The organism is Allobosea sp. P4_E12, assembly GCF_056401655.1.
On record NZ_JBFUIY010000013.1, the window covers coordinates 144,306 to 158,399 of the forward strand.

A 14,094-nucleotide genomic window follows, 5' to 3' on the forward strand; every position below is an offset into this window, starting at 1 on the left:
TCCTGCTCCGAATTGGTGGAAATGCCCCCAGGAGCCCATGGATTTTTCTTGGCGGACGGACGCCGATGCTCGGATCTGGCCGAGGCTGTCCTTCCCCGTGTCGTTACGATCAAGGGGGCAAGGTCCGGCCCCGCTTAGGAGTGGCGCTGACTATCAGCAACCCTCGCGCGCGAAGCTGACAGGACCTGTCAGCGAAATGTCAGTTTGGCGGATGTAGGATCGACCATTGAACGGGACGAACGGTGGCGATGGCGCAGTCACGACCGGGGAACAGGTGACGCGATGATTGCGGATGACGAAACGGTCGTAATGCCCTGGCGACATCAGGTCCTGCTCGTTGCCGAGGGCGACGATTTCCTCTGCAGGCTCGAGGAGATGGACGCCTGGCTCGAGCGCTGGAAGATCATGTATCGCGTCGTCTCGGTGAAGCGGGACAAGGGCGCCATACGGGTCTGCTTTCGTGAGGCGAGCCTCGCCCACGCCTTCCATGAGACGCTTGGCGGCGAGCTCGTCCCGCCTGACGCGCTCGCCGTCGCCGTGGCGGCCGATCCCCTCGCCGAGACAGGAAGGCCGCGGCTGATGAGAGCGTCCGAAGCGTGATCAAGGTCGCTTCGGGCCCGGGCTCCTCTGCCCGGCTCCGCGCTGCAAATCCGCGCGCCGCATGACTGCGCGGCGCGGAGGGCCGATGTTGGTTTTCGCAATCCTGCCGCCCCTCAGCACTGCTCCGCTCAATAGCCAAGCGCGCGGAGCAGGACGATGCGGAACGGATGCGTGAACGCGTAGATCACGAGAATGATCGCGATCATGGCCCCGATCCAGATATGCCTGCCGGATCGGGGCATCTTATCCAGCACCGTGCCGGCGCTTTCCCGTCACCGGGTCAGCGGCGCCAACACGGCTGCTGCGAGGATCACGACGATCGCTGTCCGGAACAGAACCCAGTGACAACGGGTCATCGTCAGGTCAGATCTTGATTGCGCATTCATGGGCAAACTCCCTCACGCACACTCAAACGACGGGCGGAGGCTTGCGCCGTTGCCGGCAAAGGACAAGCAGAAACGCATGAATTCGACCCGATCAGACGCAAGTATTCGGTAGCAGTTGCTTAAGCGCCACACCTGGGACGCAGTACCCAAATGCAATCATAGATCGATTTCTTGACGCCCCCCCTGCCCCAAAAGGCCAAGGCACGCCGCGAATACTGGAATGACAGCCAGACGGCTGGCGGCGGGCTTCAGGGCAGCCGGATCAGAACCGGTGTCACGACCCGACGGCCCTTGGGCGGCCTCGGGACGACCTTCACGGGGACCTTTCCAGCGCAGGCTGGCGCCGCCCGCCAAGGGCGATCAGTCACGGCAACGATCAGGAGACGACCTTGTCCGCCAGATGCGACCCCACCCCCGCGCTCACACGACAGAGATGGCCTTGGCGGCATCCGCGGATCGGCTCCCCCCGCATGCCCCGAGCCTCCTGCCCGCATAATGCTTCGGCCTGAACGCTGAATCGCAAGCTGCAGCTCATTCCTGCAGAATGCGCCGATGGGTTGCAATATCGACCAAAGGCGAGCCGTGGGCCTTTCCGACGAGGAGGGCGTTGATGCGGCGGGGTTCGCAGCCACCTGTGCTAGGATCGGCATCGCCAGGGGCCGTGGTTTCCCCGGGGGCGATACCGACGAGCACGAGGGCCATCATGTCCGGGCTTGATCCGTCGCATATCATGCAGGTCGGGATGGGGTTCTTTGCCTCGAAGACGCTGCTTTCCGCCGTCGAGCTGGGGCTTTTCACGACGCTCGCCAAACAGCCGATGACGGGTGGCGAGATCGCCGCTTCCTTGCAGCTCAGTCCGCGCGCCATCCCGGATTTTCCCGATGCGCTGGTCGCGCTCCGATTTCTCGACCGTGACGGCGACGGCCCCGGGGCGCGCTATGCGAATACGCCCGACAGCGCCTTCTTCCTGGACCGGAACAGCCCGGCCTATATCGGCGGCATCCTGGAAATGGCGAATGCGCGCCTCTTCCGCTTCTGGGGAGACCTCACCGAGGCTCTGAAAACCGGCAAGCCGCAGAACGAGACCAGGCATTCCGGAGAATCCGTCTTCGCCACGCTCTATGCCGACCCGGCGCGGCTCGAGCAGTTCATGAACGCGATGTCCGGGATCTCGGCCGGCAATTTCAAACTGTTTGCGGAGGCTTTCGACTTCTCAAGATTCAGCAGCCTTTGCGATGTCGGCGGCGCGACCGGGCAGCTCTCCTGCATGGTCGCGGCCGCGCATCCGCATATGCGCTGCACCAGCTTCGATCTGCCGACGGTCGTGCCGATCGCCCTGCGCCGGATCGAGCAGGCGGGCCTGAGCGACCGGGTCGCGGCGGTCGGCGGCGACTTCTTCGCCGATGCTCTGCCCAGGGCCGATGTCATCACCATGGGGATGATCCTGCATGACTGGAACCTGGAGAAGAAGAAGGCGCTGATCCGCAAGGCCTATGACGCCCTGCCGCCGGGCGGCGCCTTCGTGGTGATCGAGTCGCTCATCGACGATGCCAGGCGCGAAAATGCCTTCGGCCTGATGATGTCTCTCAACATGCTGATCGAGTTCGGCGATGCCTTCGACTATTCCGCCGCCGACTTCGAGGGCTGGTGCCGCGAGGTCGGCTTCCGGAGGTTCGAGACCATGGCGCTGGCCGGCCCGTCGAGCGCCGCGATCGCCTATAAATAGCGGGATTGCCGATAGCGCTCGTCGCGAGGTGCCGTCTGCAGGGAGGACGCCCCAGCCCCGCCGGATCTGGTGACCCGGCGGGACCGGTCAGGGCGCGGGATCGGCTACGCCGCCTTGCGGTTGATCCCGGATTCGGCAAGCTTGCTGAGCTTCTTGTCGGCCGCGAATTCCTCATCGAGATTCTGCTGCAGCAGGGTGGCGCAGTCGTTGCGGCCAAGCTGCTTGGCCCAGGCCGTCAAGGTGCCGTAGCGCGTGATCTCGTAGTGTTCGACGGCTTGCGCGCAGGCGATGATCGCGGCATCGACCACCTGCTTGTCGGCGACCTCACCCAGAACCTCGTCGGCTTCCTCGAGGATGCCGTCGATCGCCGGGCAATCCACGCCCTTCGCCTCCGCGCCATGTTGCTTGAAGACCTGTTCCAGCCGCTTGATATGACCTTCGGTTTCGCCGCGATGCGCGGTCAGCCCCTGCTTCAGCTGCGGGTCTGTGGCCTTGTCGATCATCTTCGGCAGCGACTTGTGGATCTGCTTCTCCGCGTAATAGATATCTTGAAGCGTGTGGACAAAGAGATCGTCCATCGTCTTGATGTCCTTGGAAAAAAGTCCCATTCCGTCCTCCTGGTTCTGATCCCCGCCGACGCCGGTTGATCGGGCGCGCTTGCTGCCTGACCAACGTATTGGCCGCCGGCCTGTTCCACGCCGCCGGGGCTTTTAGCCATGGCGAAGGAACCCGGCTGTCAGGGTATTGGCTGAGCTGCTCGCCAGCCATGCCGCTTCGACAGGTTGTCAGCGATTGGGGGAAGCCGTCCTGCGACGGGACGTTGTGGCCGCTCCGCCGCTGAGGAGCACATCAGCGCCTCGCCGCGGCGCGAAATCCTCGTCCATTCAGGGAGAAGGCAACAAAAAAGGAGCGTCGCCGCTCCTAGCCATTCCAACGCTATAGCGTGCCTGGGGGCTTGCGGCAAGACGCCGGTCATCCCCTATGAACGCTGCCCTCGACCTGAACCATGGGGAAAGGGAATAGCGAAATGCGTATCTTATTATCGACTTACGGGTCGCGCGGAGACGTCGAACCGATCGTCGCCCTGGCGGTGGAGTTGCGGGCACTCGGCGTCGAGGTGCGGTTATGCGCGCCGCCGGACGCGGAGTTCGCAACGCTGCTGGCCCGTGCCGGCATCCCGTTGGTACCCTTCCGCAAATCGTGGCGCGCATGGGCGGAGCAACCCTCGACCGCGGAGGAGCGGGTCGTGAGCGTCGACGCCTTCGTGGCCGGGTTCATCGCAGCGACCTATGACACCCTCGCCGAGGCAGCCGAGGGCTGTGACATGCTCGTCGCGAGCGGCATGTTGCATTTCGTCGCGCGGTCGGTGTCCGAGACGGTCGCCATCCCTCACCGGTTCGCGATCTTCTGTCCGAGTTTGCTGGACGCCCAGGGCTGGCACGCGCAGGTCGGCGCGCCGATCAACGCCCATCGGGCGTCGATCGGCCTGCCGCCGGTGGAGGACCTCCCGGCCTTCCTGTTCACCGGTCGGCCCTTGGTGGCAGCGGACCCGACCCTGTGTCCCGAAGTGACGCCCGGAGCGCTTCCTGTCATCCGAACCGCGGCATGGATATTGCCGGACGAAAGACCACTCCCGGCGAATCTGGTGGCGTTCCTGGATGCCGGCGCAGTGCCCGTCTATGTCGGCTTTGGCAGCATGCGCGTCCCCAACGACAGCGCCCGTGTCGCCATAGAGGCGATCCGCGCGCAGGGCCGCCGTGCTCTCGTCGCCCGGGGCTGGGCCGACCTGGGCTTGATCGACGACGGCGCCGACTGCCTTGCCATCGGCGAGGTGAACCAGCAGGCCCTGTTCGGTCGCGTGGCCGCCATTGTCCATCATGGCGGGGCGGGTACGACGACGACGGCGTCCCGGGCCGGCACGCCTCAGGTCGTTGTCCCCCAAGCGGTGGACCAGTTTCACTGGGCTGCCAGGGTGACCGAACTCGGCATCGGAGCTGCGCATGATGGCCCGACTCCGACCTTCGCGTCGCTGTCGGCGGCGCTCGGTACAGCCCTGAGGCCTGAAACCGGTGCCAGAGCAGCCACCCTGGCGGGCGCGATCCGCACCGACGGGGCGGCGTCAGCCGCGAGGCTGCTGGTCGACGCGACATTCGACGGCTGGTGAAGCAGGCCGCCAGGGACAGGGCGCGCGTGCTTCTGGGAGGTGCCGGCCATTCGCTCATCTGAATGATGACCGGACCGCCGTTGTCGTGGAACCTCGCTTAGGGCCCGACGTTTCCTGCGCAGCCGGGCCCGACAACACGGAGGCCACCATGCGAGACGGTTACGGACGGAAGATCCCCACGACGGATGCGGCAGCCATCCTCCCCCACGGACGGGGCGAGCAGGGCAAGAACCAGGACAACCGGGGCGAGCGCATGCGCGATCGCGCCCCCTCCGGGCAGAGCCCCGAGAAGGCAGCCGAGCGCCCTCCTCCCGGCATTTGCGAAACCTGAGGTGATGACGATGACAGCCGAGAAGCATACCGACGCGCCGGTGCCCTATCGGACGGCGCAACGGCCGGGACAATCGGGCGCACCGGAACAGCGTCGCCCGGGCCCGAGCCCCTTGTCGAAGCATCAGACCGGGCCGCATGCCCCGTTCGAGGCCGATGAGCACGACAGCGCCGCCACGATCAGACATGGGGGCCAGCCTGAGCCGAAGAAGCCGGGCTGAGGCCTGGCCTGGGCCATGGCGGGGCTGGGCCCAGGGCTCAGTCCCGATAGATGCGTGGCGCGTCCTGGACGCTGGGCACGGTTCGGAACATCCTGACCCCGAAGCCGGCCACAAGCGCCAGTACGGTAAGCCAGATCAGGATGTCGAGAAAGCGCGAGCGCATGACAGGTTTCGCCCGGCATCGATGAGGACTGCAACTGCAACCCGGGCCGGCGCCATCCGGTTCCGCGCGACGTTGCAGAAAAGGTGATACGATCGTGTCCTCGACAGGCATACCCGGTGAGGTGTTGCTGAAGCTCGGATTTCCCGAAAACCGACTCCCTGAAGCATCGGCTTTTCGGGCCGATGCTAGTAGCCGCCGATGATCGGGAGGATCTCCCCGGTGATGTAGCTGGAGCAGTGCGGCGAGGCGAGGAAGACATAGGCCGGGGCGATTTCCTCCGGCTGGGCCGGGCGCTTCATCGGTGTCTGCGCCCCGAATGTCGCGACATCCTCGGCCGTCTTGTCGGATGGATTGAGCGGCGTCCAGACGGGACCGGGCGCGACCGCATTGACCCTGATCCCGCGCGGCACGAGATGGGCGGCGAGCGAGCGGGTAAAAGCATGGATGCCGCCCTTCGTCATGGAATAGTCGATCAGCGCCTCACTGCCCATCAGCCCGGTGACGGAGCCGGAATTCACGATGGCGCCGCCGACTTTCATATGGTCGAGGGCCGCCTGCGACATGTGGAAATAGCCGTAGAGATTGGTCTTCAGCGTCGTGTCGAAATGCTCTTCGCTCAGATCCTCGAAACGTGGGGAATGGACCTGGAAGGCGGCGTTGTTGACGAGCACATCGAGCTTGCCGAAGGTCTTGACGACCTTGGCCACCGCCTTCCGGCAGAAGCCTGAATCCCGGACATCGCCGGGGATGACGAGGCAGCGCCGCCCCTCGGCCTCGATCGCCTGCCCGGTCACCTTCGCGTCCCCGGCCTCGCCGAGATGCAGGATCGCGACATCGGCACCCTCGCGCGCGAAGAGCACGGCGACCGAGCGTCCGATACCGGAATCGCCGCCCGTGATGATGGCGACCTTGCCCTCGAGTTTGCCCGAGCCCTTGTAATAGGGCGCATCATACATCGGGGCCGGATCGAGCACGGCCTCCGAACCCGGCTTGGCCTGATGCTGCTTCCTGAAGGGCGGCTCGGGATAACGTCGCGCCCCAGCCTGCATCGCGCCGGATTTCGCCTTTGCCGGCTTCGCATCCGACCGCGCCACCTGCCTCTGGATCCGGCGCTGCTGCTGGATCGCGGAATTTGTCGCGCTGTTCGGCTTTGCCGGGCTCCTGGGTTCCGCTTGTGGCTTGGCCTTGGTCTGAACCTTGCTGGATTTCGCCATCACGGCCTCCGTGCAATCGCATTCCGGAGTTGAACGGGCGCCGCGGGCCCGGGTTCCATTGCCGGTGCGGATCGGCGCGCTCTGTTCGGGCGTCCGTCCTGATCGCCCTGCTCGCCACCGAGCTGCACGGTGACGCGTTCTCCCCCTGTCCTCCGAACACGCAGCCGCCTCAGCCTCTCCGTGAACTGCCCCTCATCCCTGTCAGCCCCTGTCTGTCGGTAGCGGCTCCTCTTCGTCCTGCCGTGCGACGAAACGGCCATTCGCGAGGCCAGGCGCGGAGCGCAGCAGTGCCAGCAAATGGAGCGTGGCGGGGCTGAGATAGCCGCCTCGGCGCAGGACCGCATAAATCGGATTGGCGACGTGCAGGTCCGCGACCGGAATCGTCGCGAGCGAGCCAAGCCGCCGCTCCTCGTCGATCGCGCTTTCTGGCAGCAACGCGATGCCGAGACCGGCCTCGACCAGCCGCTTCATCGCGTTCAGGCTGTCGATCGATGTCCAGCGGACCTCGCCGATGCCACGCGCCTGAAACTGCGCGAAGATGTTGTCCGCGAAGGTCTCGCGCTGATCATAGGCATTGCGGAACGCAAACCAGGGTTCATGGCACAGCGCCGCGAGCGATCCGAGCCGTTTGCCCGCGAAACGATGCTGGGCGGAACAGGCCACGACCATTGTCTCGGAGGCGATGTGCTCGCAGACGAGATCTGGTGCGATGTCGAGGAGATAGCGCAGCCCGATCATCGCTTCGCCGCGCCGGACCCGGTCGCTCACCTCAGCGCTGGTCGCGGTGCTGATCGAGAGATCGACCTTGGGATGATCGGCAGCGAAGCGCTTGAGAACCGCGGTGAGGTTCGTCCCGGCTAGCGTGCCCACTGCCACGATCGCGACACGGCCGGCGACCTCCGTGCGCAGCGCCTTGATCGCGCTTTCCGCGTCGCGCAGCGCCGCAAGCACGCGTTCGGCGTGCGGCAGCAGCGCGCGGCCGGCTTCGCTGAGCACCACGCCCCCGGACGCGCGCTCGAAGACCGGCACGCCGAGTTCGTCCTCGAGCAAGGCGATGCGCCGGCTGATCGCCGGCTGCGAACGGCCGAGTACCTCCGCGGCGCTGGAAAAACCATTGGCCTGATGGATGGTGACGAAAGTCAGAAGCGCTTCGTTGTCCAGGCCCATGAAAGACACGCCCATGCAAAAAACTGATCGGCCTTAGAGAAACTATGATTTCGACGGATGCCTGGGCAAGCGCTATCGAAGAGGAAGCAAAGATGGCGCCGCGGCGCGAACCGGACGGAGCAGCACCATGACGGCGAGGATTTCGGCGCCTGCAGCCCCTGCTCCCGCGTTATCTCAGTACCACTCCCCGGCCCATGTTCGCGCTGCGCCATCGCATCCCGATCCATACCCCTATTACGGCCGGCTCGCCCGCGAACGTCCCTTCTCCCGGGACGAGGCCAATGGCTGGTGGGTGGCGGCGAGCGCTGCCGCGGTCACCGAAGTCCTGACCAGCGCGATCTGTCTGACCCGCCCCTTGAGCGAGCCCATCCCTGCGGCGCTGCAGGGCGGCGCAGCAGCGGAGATCTTTGGCCGGCTCGTGCGCCTGCGGGATGACGAGGCGCGGGGCAGGCTGAAGGAGGCGGTCACGAACGCCGTGCGCGGCCTCGATCTCGGCGAGGTCGCGGCCCTGGCACACAGGCGTGCGGCCGAGCTCGACGACGAACTCGGGCCGAGGCTCGATGAAGCGACCACGACGCAGTTCATGTTCGCACTGCCCGTGCAGGTCATCGCGCTGCTGCTCGGCATTCCCCGCGAACGCTTCGGCGACGTCATGGGGTGGCTTGGCGCCTATGGGACCGCAGCCGCAGCTGCTGGAACCGGAATTCCCGCGCTGACGCCCGACTTGCTGACATCAGGACATCAAGGCGCGCAGGCGCTGTTTGACCTCGCCAGTGCCGTCGGGAAGGCCGACGCGCAGCGGGGCCCGTTATTCCAGGCGCTGCTGCGCGAAGCGACGCGTTTCGGCTGCGACGACGAAAGGGATGTGATCGCCAACGCCCTTGGCTACATGGTCCAGGGTTTCGCCGGAATGGCCTCGCTGATCGGGTTGACGCTGCTCGCACTGGCCCGGCGGCCGGAACTCCTCCGGCAGGTCGAGGCCGATCGGACATGCCTGCGGCCGCTCATCCAGGAGGTGGCGCGCTGCGATACCGTCACCAGCAGCACCTTCCGTTTCATGGCGCGCGACGGCAGGATTGCCGGACATGAGCTGCGTCAGGGCGATCTGATCATCGTGCTCCTGGCAGCCGCGAACCGCGATCCCGCGCTCAATCCCGAGCCGGATCGCTTCGATATCGCGCGCAGGGACCGCAGATCCCTGGAATTCGGCGCCGGTCGCCATGTCTGCCCCGCGGACAAGGTCGTAGCTCTGATCGTCGAGATCGCGGTCGGGCATCTGCTGACGCGCGGCGTGCCGCTGGAGCGCCTGGAGGCCTGCCTGTCCTATGCCGCCTCGGGGCATGTCCGCACGCCCTTGTTCAAGCGCTGAGTGGCTGTCCGCGAAACGGAACCCCTGAAAGCCGATAGTCCATGCTGCGCCCATGCCAGGCGTCCAGCGGCGGCAACGCGGCACGCACAACATCTCTCGCCGGATCACGCCCTGACGTAACGGCGCTCTTGCCGGCTCGCATGAAGCTGCTAGCATCCGCGTAAGCTCTTCCTGCGCCTACCTTCCCCCGACATTCCAGTGAATCCGACGTTTCTGCGTTCCCTGAGCGAGATGCGGCCCAATGGACAAGAAGCTTACGCCACCTTCGCTCAAGGAAATCTTATCGCAATTGCGATATGACTGGTTCGGCAAGGATGTGCAGCAGACTCCGACCGTCAGCTATGTTTGGACCGCCGATCAATTCGGTCATTTCGGCCTCGGCTTCCAGATAACCTTCCTGTTCAGCTGGATACTCGCCGCCCTCTTCACCGATCTTCCGGCCTGGAAGACTGCGATCATCGCTGCCCTGCTCAATATGCTGCTCTGGATCGTCAAGGAGGTGCTCGACATCGTCCGCGAGCGCCGGCGCCAGGGCCCGCTCTTTCCGTTCAACCGCCGCGAGCTCTGGTGGAATGTCGCGACCGCGCTGTTCTTCATCGGCGCGGGCGCGATCGTCGCCGGCGCCTCGGGGCTCGGCGGCGTCCAGGCCATCGTCGCGCTGCTGGTCATGCTCGTGCCCGCCACGCTGCTGGTGCTCTGGTGGGTGAAGCGCAAGATGACCTTCCAGCAGGTCGGCCTGCCCTTCCTGTTCCGCCTGACCAATCTCTGCTCGACCATAGAAAGGCCGGATCCCGGCTACCGCGACGCGCTGATCGCCCTGTCGGAGCCGCCGACGAAGGGCGCGAACGCGCCGCGTTTTCCGCATGTGCTGCTCACCGGCACGGTCGGCTCGGGCAAGACCTGCCTCGCCTGCGGCATCGGCACCGAATACGCCTTCCGGCTCGGGATTGCGCGCTACACCACCCTGGTGAAGCTGTTCGAGGCCGCGGTCGAGCGCAAGGAAGACGCCGATTCCGGCCACCCGCCGCTCGAGGAACAGGATGGCCGCATCCTCTGGCCCTGGCGCAATGTCGACCTGCTCATCGTCGACGATGTCGATGCGCTCCTGGTCGAGCCGCCGCTGCCGAAGCCGACCACGGCGACTGCGGCCGAAGCCACGGCAAAGCGCCCGGTCGACCAGAGCGCGCTGCGCAGGATCGTCTTCAACCAGCTCGCGATCGTCGGCATCCAACGCTTCCGGACGCGGCGCACGGTCTGGGTCGTCAGCGATCCCAGCGAGGCGGAGGAGTGGCGCAATACCATTGCCGAGGCGCTCGGCCTGCCCGTGGGCGACGACACCGCCCTGCCCGTCATCCGCCTGCTCAGGGACGAAAAGGCGCTCGCCGCGATGGCCAAGACGCGGGCTTAGGCAAGACGAGGGCCTGGGCAAGAGGCGGGGCTGGGCAAGACCGGGGTCGGAGGGAGGCCGGAGCGAGTGGATTGAATCGGACGTCTGGCTCCCGCACGGGCGTCCTACTGGCAGGGAAGACCGACGCGGTCCAACCGGTTAGCGGGCTGCCGGAATGCCGCAGGAGGGTGGCTTCCGGACGTCGAGCGCATCGACACGGCCGGGCCGGATCGCGCCAGAGGAGACGTTCGGTCTCCTTTGCATATTCCGAGCTTTCGAGCTTACGTTCAGTGGCTGTGTCAATGCAGGCTGGTTCAATGCACGAGAACGACCAGAATGCCGGTGGGCTCCGCTTTGACGTCGTCGCGGGGCTTACGGCGGCTGCCGTCGTGCTGCCCAAGGCCATGGCATACGCTACTGTGGCGGGCCTGCCGGTGCAGGTTGGCCTCTACACATCCCTTGTGCCAATGGCCGTCTACGGATGGCTCGGCTCCTCCCGCGTGCTCAGCGTCAGTTCCACCACCACGCTCGCGATCCTGACTGGCGCCCAGCTCGGTGCAGTCGTCCCGGACGGCGACCCGGCCAAGCTGCTCACCGCGACGGCGACGCTGACCGCCCTGGTTGGCGCCTTGTTGCTGCTCGCCAGGCTCCTGCGCCTGGGCTTCCTCGCCAATTTCATCTCGGCACCGGTCCTCACCGGCTTCAAGGCCGGCATCGGCCTCGTCATCCTGCTGGACCAGGCCCCCAAGCTCTTCGGAGTGCACATCACCAAGCAGTCCTTCTTTGCCGACATTCTAAGCGTCGTGCGCGCGCTTCCGGAGACGTCGCTGCTCACTGCCGCAGTGGCGGCGGCGACCGCGATCGTTCTGATCGGGATGGAGCGTCTGAAGCCGCATTCACCCGCCCCACTCATCGCAGTGGCCACCGCCATCGCAGCGTCATGGATCTTTCACCTGGGCGCTCAGGGTGTCTCGACCGTAGGGCATATCCCGCAGGGCCTTCCCTCAGTGACGCTCCCCGATCTTGCGTTGGTGCAGCAACTGCTGCCGGGAGCGCTCGGGATTGCCCTGATGAGTTTCACCGAAACCATTGCTGCAGGCCGGGCTTTCGTTCGACCTCGCGATCCTCCGATCAATGCCAATCGCGAGCTGGTGGCGACAGGCGCAGCCAACATTGCCGGCTCCTTGCTCGGCGCGATGCCGGGCGGCGGCGGCACGTCGCAAACGGGCGTTGTTCGCGCGGCGGGCGGGCGAACCCAGGCTGCCTCGCTGGTGACAGCGGCGGCGGCCCTTGCAACCATGCTCCTGTTCGCACCTTTGCTCGGGCTCCTTCCGAATGCCACGCTGGCAGCCATCGTCATCGTCTACTCCATTCCGCTTATCCAGCCGGCGGAGTTCAACGCCATTCGCAAGGTGCGCAGGATGGAGTTCGGCTGGGCGATCGTCGCAACCATTGGCGTCCTGATCTTTGGAACCCTTCAGGGTATCGTCATCGCGGTCATCCTTTCGCTGATCGGCCTGGCCAGCCAGACATTCCATCCCCGGATTACGGTCATCGGCCGCAAGCGCGGAGCCGACGTGCTCCGCCCTCTCGATCCTGAAAACCCTGATGACGAAACCTTCGAGGGGTTGTTGATCCTGCGGCCGGAAGGGCGGCTCTTCTTCATCAATGCCCAGGATGTGGCTGACCAGATCACCGCTCTTGTTGGTCAGCATAAGCCGCGGGTCCTCGCGCTCGACTTCAGCCGCGTTCCAGACATCGAGTACTCGGCCCTCCAGATGCTGCAGGAAGGCGAGAAGGGCATGACGGAACGGGGTGTCATCGTCTGGTTCGTGGGCCTCAATCCTGGCGCGCTTGAGGTCATTCGCCGTGCAGGTTTGGACACGCTGCTCGGCCCGGACCGGTTGCTCTTCAACGCACGCGCCGCCATCGAACGCTACACGGCGTTGAACGCGCTATCGGCAAACGCTGCCGGATTGGTTCCTGACCCAAAGGCGTGAGAGGCCGATGTCCAATCGGCTTTGTCGACATACGATCCCGAGCCTGCATCTGCTCCAGCGATGCAATCCATCGGGCCAAGAGCATACTGAGGAAGGCGCATTCAACGGCCGGCAATCGGAGAATTTCGAATGACCAGTTCCAACGATGTGCAGAGGACAATCATCCGCAACAAGCTCCTCGGCAGGTGGGCCGCCGAGAAATTGGCACTCACGGGCCGGGACGCCGATGCCTATTCGGATGACCTCGCCAGAAGCACGGTCGATCCCGAGCGCAGTGACGTGTTCAGCAAGATCCGCAAGGACTTTGACGCCGCAGGCGTGGCCCAATCGGACGAGCAGATTCTACGCGTCATGACCGAATTCATGCTCAAAGCAGGGAGCCTCATGCCGACAACGCGGGGTGGTTCCCGCGATGCTGCAGCGGTGATGCTCGCACGCAATCTCCAGTCGGGCTGAGGCCGGCTGTAGATTGGCTGGCGACGGCGGTTCCGGCCTGGGCGCGGGTGCGCGGATCAGGCCTCCCGGACCAGGAGCACGTCCGCATCGACGCCCCGGAGCACGCCTTCGGCATGGCTGCCGATCGCATCCTGCACCAGCCCCCGACTGCGATGCGCGCCGACGACGACGAGACTGACGCCGGTCTCCTGCACCTGCCGCTTGATCACATTGACCACAGCCCCATCGTCCAGGACCAGCTCGATGCGATCCCGCACGGCCTGCGGAAGCTCTGCGGCCGCCAGGAACTCCGCCATGTCCTCGGCAGCCTCGGAGTGCAGATGTTCCGCCGCACCTTCGACCTTGTAGCGACCGGTCGTCGCCTGCGGGTTGACGTGGAGCAGCACGAGACGTGCCGTCGGAAAGAGCGCGGCGGCGGTCAGCAAGGCCGCGCGCGAGCACTCGGAGAAATCGGTGGCGACGAGGATGCGGTCATAGGGGCGCTCCGCCCGCTTGCGGACGACCAGCACCGGCACGGAGGCATGGCGCACGATATGGTCGACCGCCGTCCCGGTGACATAGTCGCCGAGGCTGTTGAAGCGCGCGACACCGGTGATGATGACGCCGCTGCCGCGCTCCACCGCCAGATTTGCCAGCACGCTCGGAGCCGAGCCGACCCGGACGACGAACTCAGCCTGCGCCGCCGTCGGCGGCAGCTCGGCGCGCAGCCGCGCCGTCGTTTCCGCCAGGTTCGGAACCGCGTCCTCGAGGACATGGGCGATTGCGAGCCTCGCCCGCCATGCCTCGGCAAGGCGCAAGGCGCGTTCGAGCGGGCGATCGGCCCTGGCCGAAAAATCGCTGGCGAACAGGACTTCAACGGGAGGCGCTTTGCTCGTCTCGGCCATGTGAACACCTCACTCCGGAATCGCGAT

Annotated in this window: 14 protein-coding genes; 9 read left to right on the plus strand and 5 right to left on the minus strand. The window is 65.6% G+C overall.

Annotation, left to right across the window (positions count from 1 at the left end):
- Positions 1–282: 282 nt before the first annotated feature.
- Positions 283–600, plus strand: a complete 318-nt coding sequence (locus tag AC1DW9_RS18310) for a hypothetical protein (RefSeq protein WP_476777299.1) — start codon at positions 283–285, stop codon at positions 598–600.
- Positions 601–1,689: 1,089 nt separating this feature from the next.
- Entirely contained in the window at positions 1,690–2,712 is a 1,023-nt protein-coding gene (locus AC1DW9_RS18315; RefSeq protein ID WP_476777298.1) for a methyltransferase, read from the plus strand.
- 104 nt (positions 2,713–2,816) lie between these two features.
- Here AC1DW9_RS18315 and AC1DW9_RS18320 read toward each other — a convergent pair whose 3' ends face one another.
- Positions 2,817–3,320: a YciE/YciF ferroxidase family protein gene (locus AC1DW9_RS18320; RefSeq protein WP_441492931.1), complete on the minus strand. Its 504-nt coding sequence runs from the start codon at positions 3,318–3,320 to the stop codon at positions 2,817–2,819.
- A gap of 398 nt (positions 3,321–3,718) precedes the next feature.
- On the opposite strand from AC1DW9_RS18320, the gene AC1DW9_RS18325 reads away from it, so the two are divergent.
- The 3 genes from AC1DW9_RS18325 to AC1DW9_RS18335 all read left to right on the plus strand — a co-directional run bounded on the left by AC1DW9_RS18325 (position 3,719) and on the right by AC1DW9_RS18335 (position 5,427).
- Positions 3,719–4,876: a glycosyltransferase gene (locus AC1DW9_RS18325; RefSeq protein ID WP_476777297.1), complete on the plus strand. Its 1,158-nt coding sequence runs from the start codon at positions 3,719–3,721 to the stop codon at positions 4,874–4,876.
- Between the two features lie 148 nt (positions 4,877–5,024).
- Positions 5,025–5,207 carry a hypothetical protein gene (locus AC1DW9_RS18330; RefSeq protein ID WP_441506896.1) on the plus strand — a complete coding sequence of 61 codons (183 nt, stop codon included), beginning with the start codon at positions 5,025–5,027 and terminating at the stop codon, positions 5,205–5,207.
- A 10-nt stretch (positions 5,208–5,217) separates the two neighbouring features.
- On the plus strand, positions 5,218–5,427 hold the full coding sequence (locus AC1DW9_RS18335) for a hypothetical protein (RefSeq protein WP_441492929.1): 210 nt from the start codon (positions 5,218–5,220) through the stop codon (positions 5,425–5,427).
- A 37-nt stretch (positions 5,428–5,464) separates the two neighbouring features.
- Here the strand turns inward: AC1DW9_RS18335 and AC1DW9_RS18340 are convergent, their stop codons facing one another.
- From AC1DW9_RS18340 to AC1DW9_RS18350, 3 genes are all read right to left on the minus strand, one after another.
- Entirely contained in the window at positions 5,465–5,590 is a 126-nt protein-coding gene (locus AC1DW9_RS18340; protein WP_441492928.1) for a hypothetical protein, read from the minus strand.
- 185 nt (positions 5,591–5,775) lie between these two features.
- Positions 5,776–6,804: an SDR family oxidoreductase gene (locus AC1DW9_RS18345; protein WP_476777296.1), complete on the minus strand. Its 1,029-nt coding sequence runs from the start codon at positions 6,802–6,804 to the stop codon at positions 5,776–5,778.
- Positions 6,805–7,005: 201 nt separating this feature from the next.
- A complete protein-coding gene (locus AC1DW9_RS18350) occupies positions 7,006–7,971 on the minus strand; it encodes a LysR family transcriptional regulator (protein WP_476777295.1) in 966 nt (321 codons plus the stop codon).
- 127 nt (positions 7,972–8,098) lie between these two features.
- Between AC1DW9_RS18350 and AC1DW9_RS18355 the strand changes: the two genes are divergently transcribed.
- From AC1DW9_RS18355 to AC1DW9_RS18370, 4 genes are all read left to right on the plus strand, one after another.
- On the plus strand, positions 8,099–9,340 hold the full coding sequence (locus tag AC1DW9_RS18355; protein WP_476777294.1) for a cytochrome P450: 1,242 nt from the start codon (positions 8,099–8,101) through the stop codon (positions 9,338–9,340).
- Between the two features lie 241 nt (positions 9,341–9,581).
- The gene (locus tag AC1DW9_RS18360; protein WP_476777293.1) at positions 9,582–10,748 is read left to right on the plus strand and encodes a hypothetical protein; all 1,167 of its coding nucleotides are present in this window, start codon (positions 9,582–9,584) and stop codon (positions 10,746–10,748) included.
- 296 nt (positions 10,749–11,044) lie between these two features.
- Entirely contained in the window at positions 11,045–12,727 is a 1,683-nt protein-coding gene (locus AC1DW9_RS18365) for a SulP family inorganic anion transporter (RefSeq protein ID WP_476777292.1), read from the plus strand.
- 129 nt (positions 12,728–12,856) lie between these two features.
- Positions 12,857–13,183: an ATPase inhibitor subunit zeta gene (locus AC1DW9_RS18370; protein ID WP_441506902.1), complete on the plus strand. Its 327-nt coding sequence runs from the start codon at positions 12,857–12,859 to the stop codon at positions 13,181–13,183.
- 56 nt (positions 13,184–13,239) lie between these two features.
- On the opposite strand, the gene AC1DW9_RS18375 is transcribed toward AC1DW9_RS18370, so the two are convergent.
- Positions 13,240–14,067: a universal stress protein gene (locus AC1DW9_RS18375; RefSeq protein ID WP_441506903.1), complete on the minus strand. Its 828-nt coding sequence runs from the start codon at positions 14,065–14,067 to the stop codon at positions 13,240–13,242.
- Positions 14,068–14,094 lie beyond the last annotated feature (27 nt).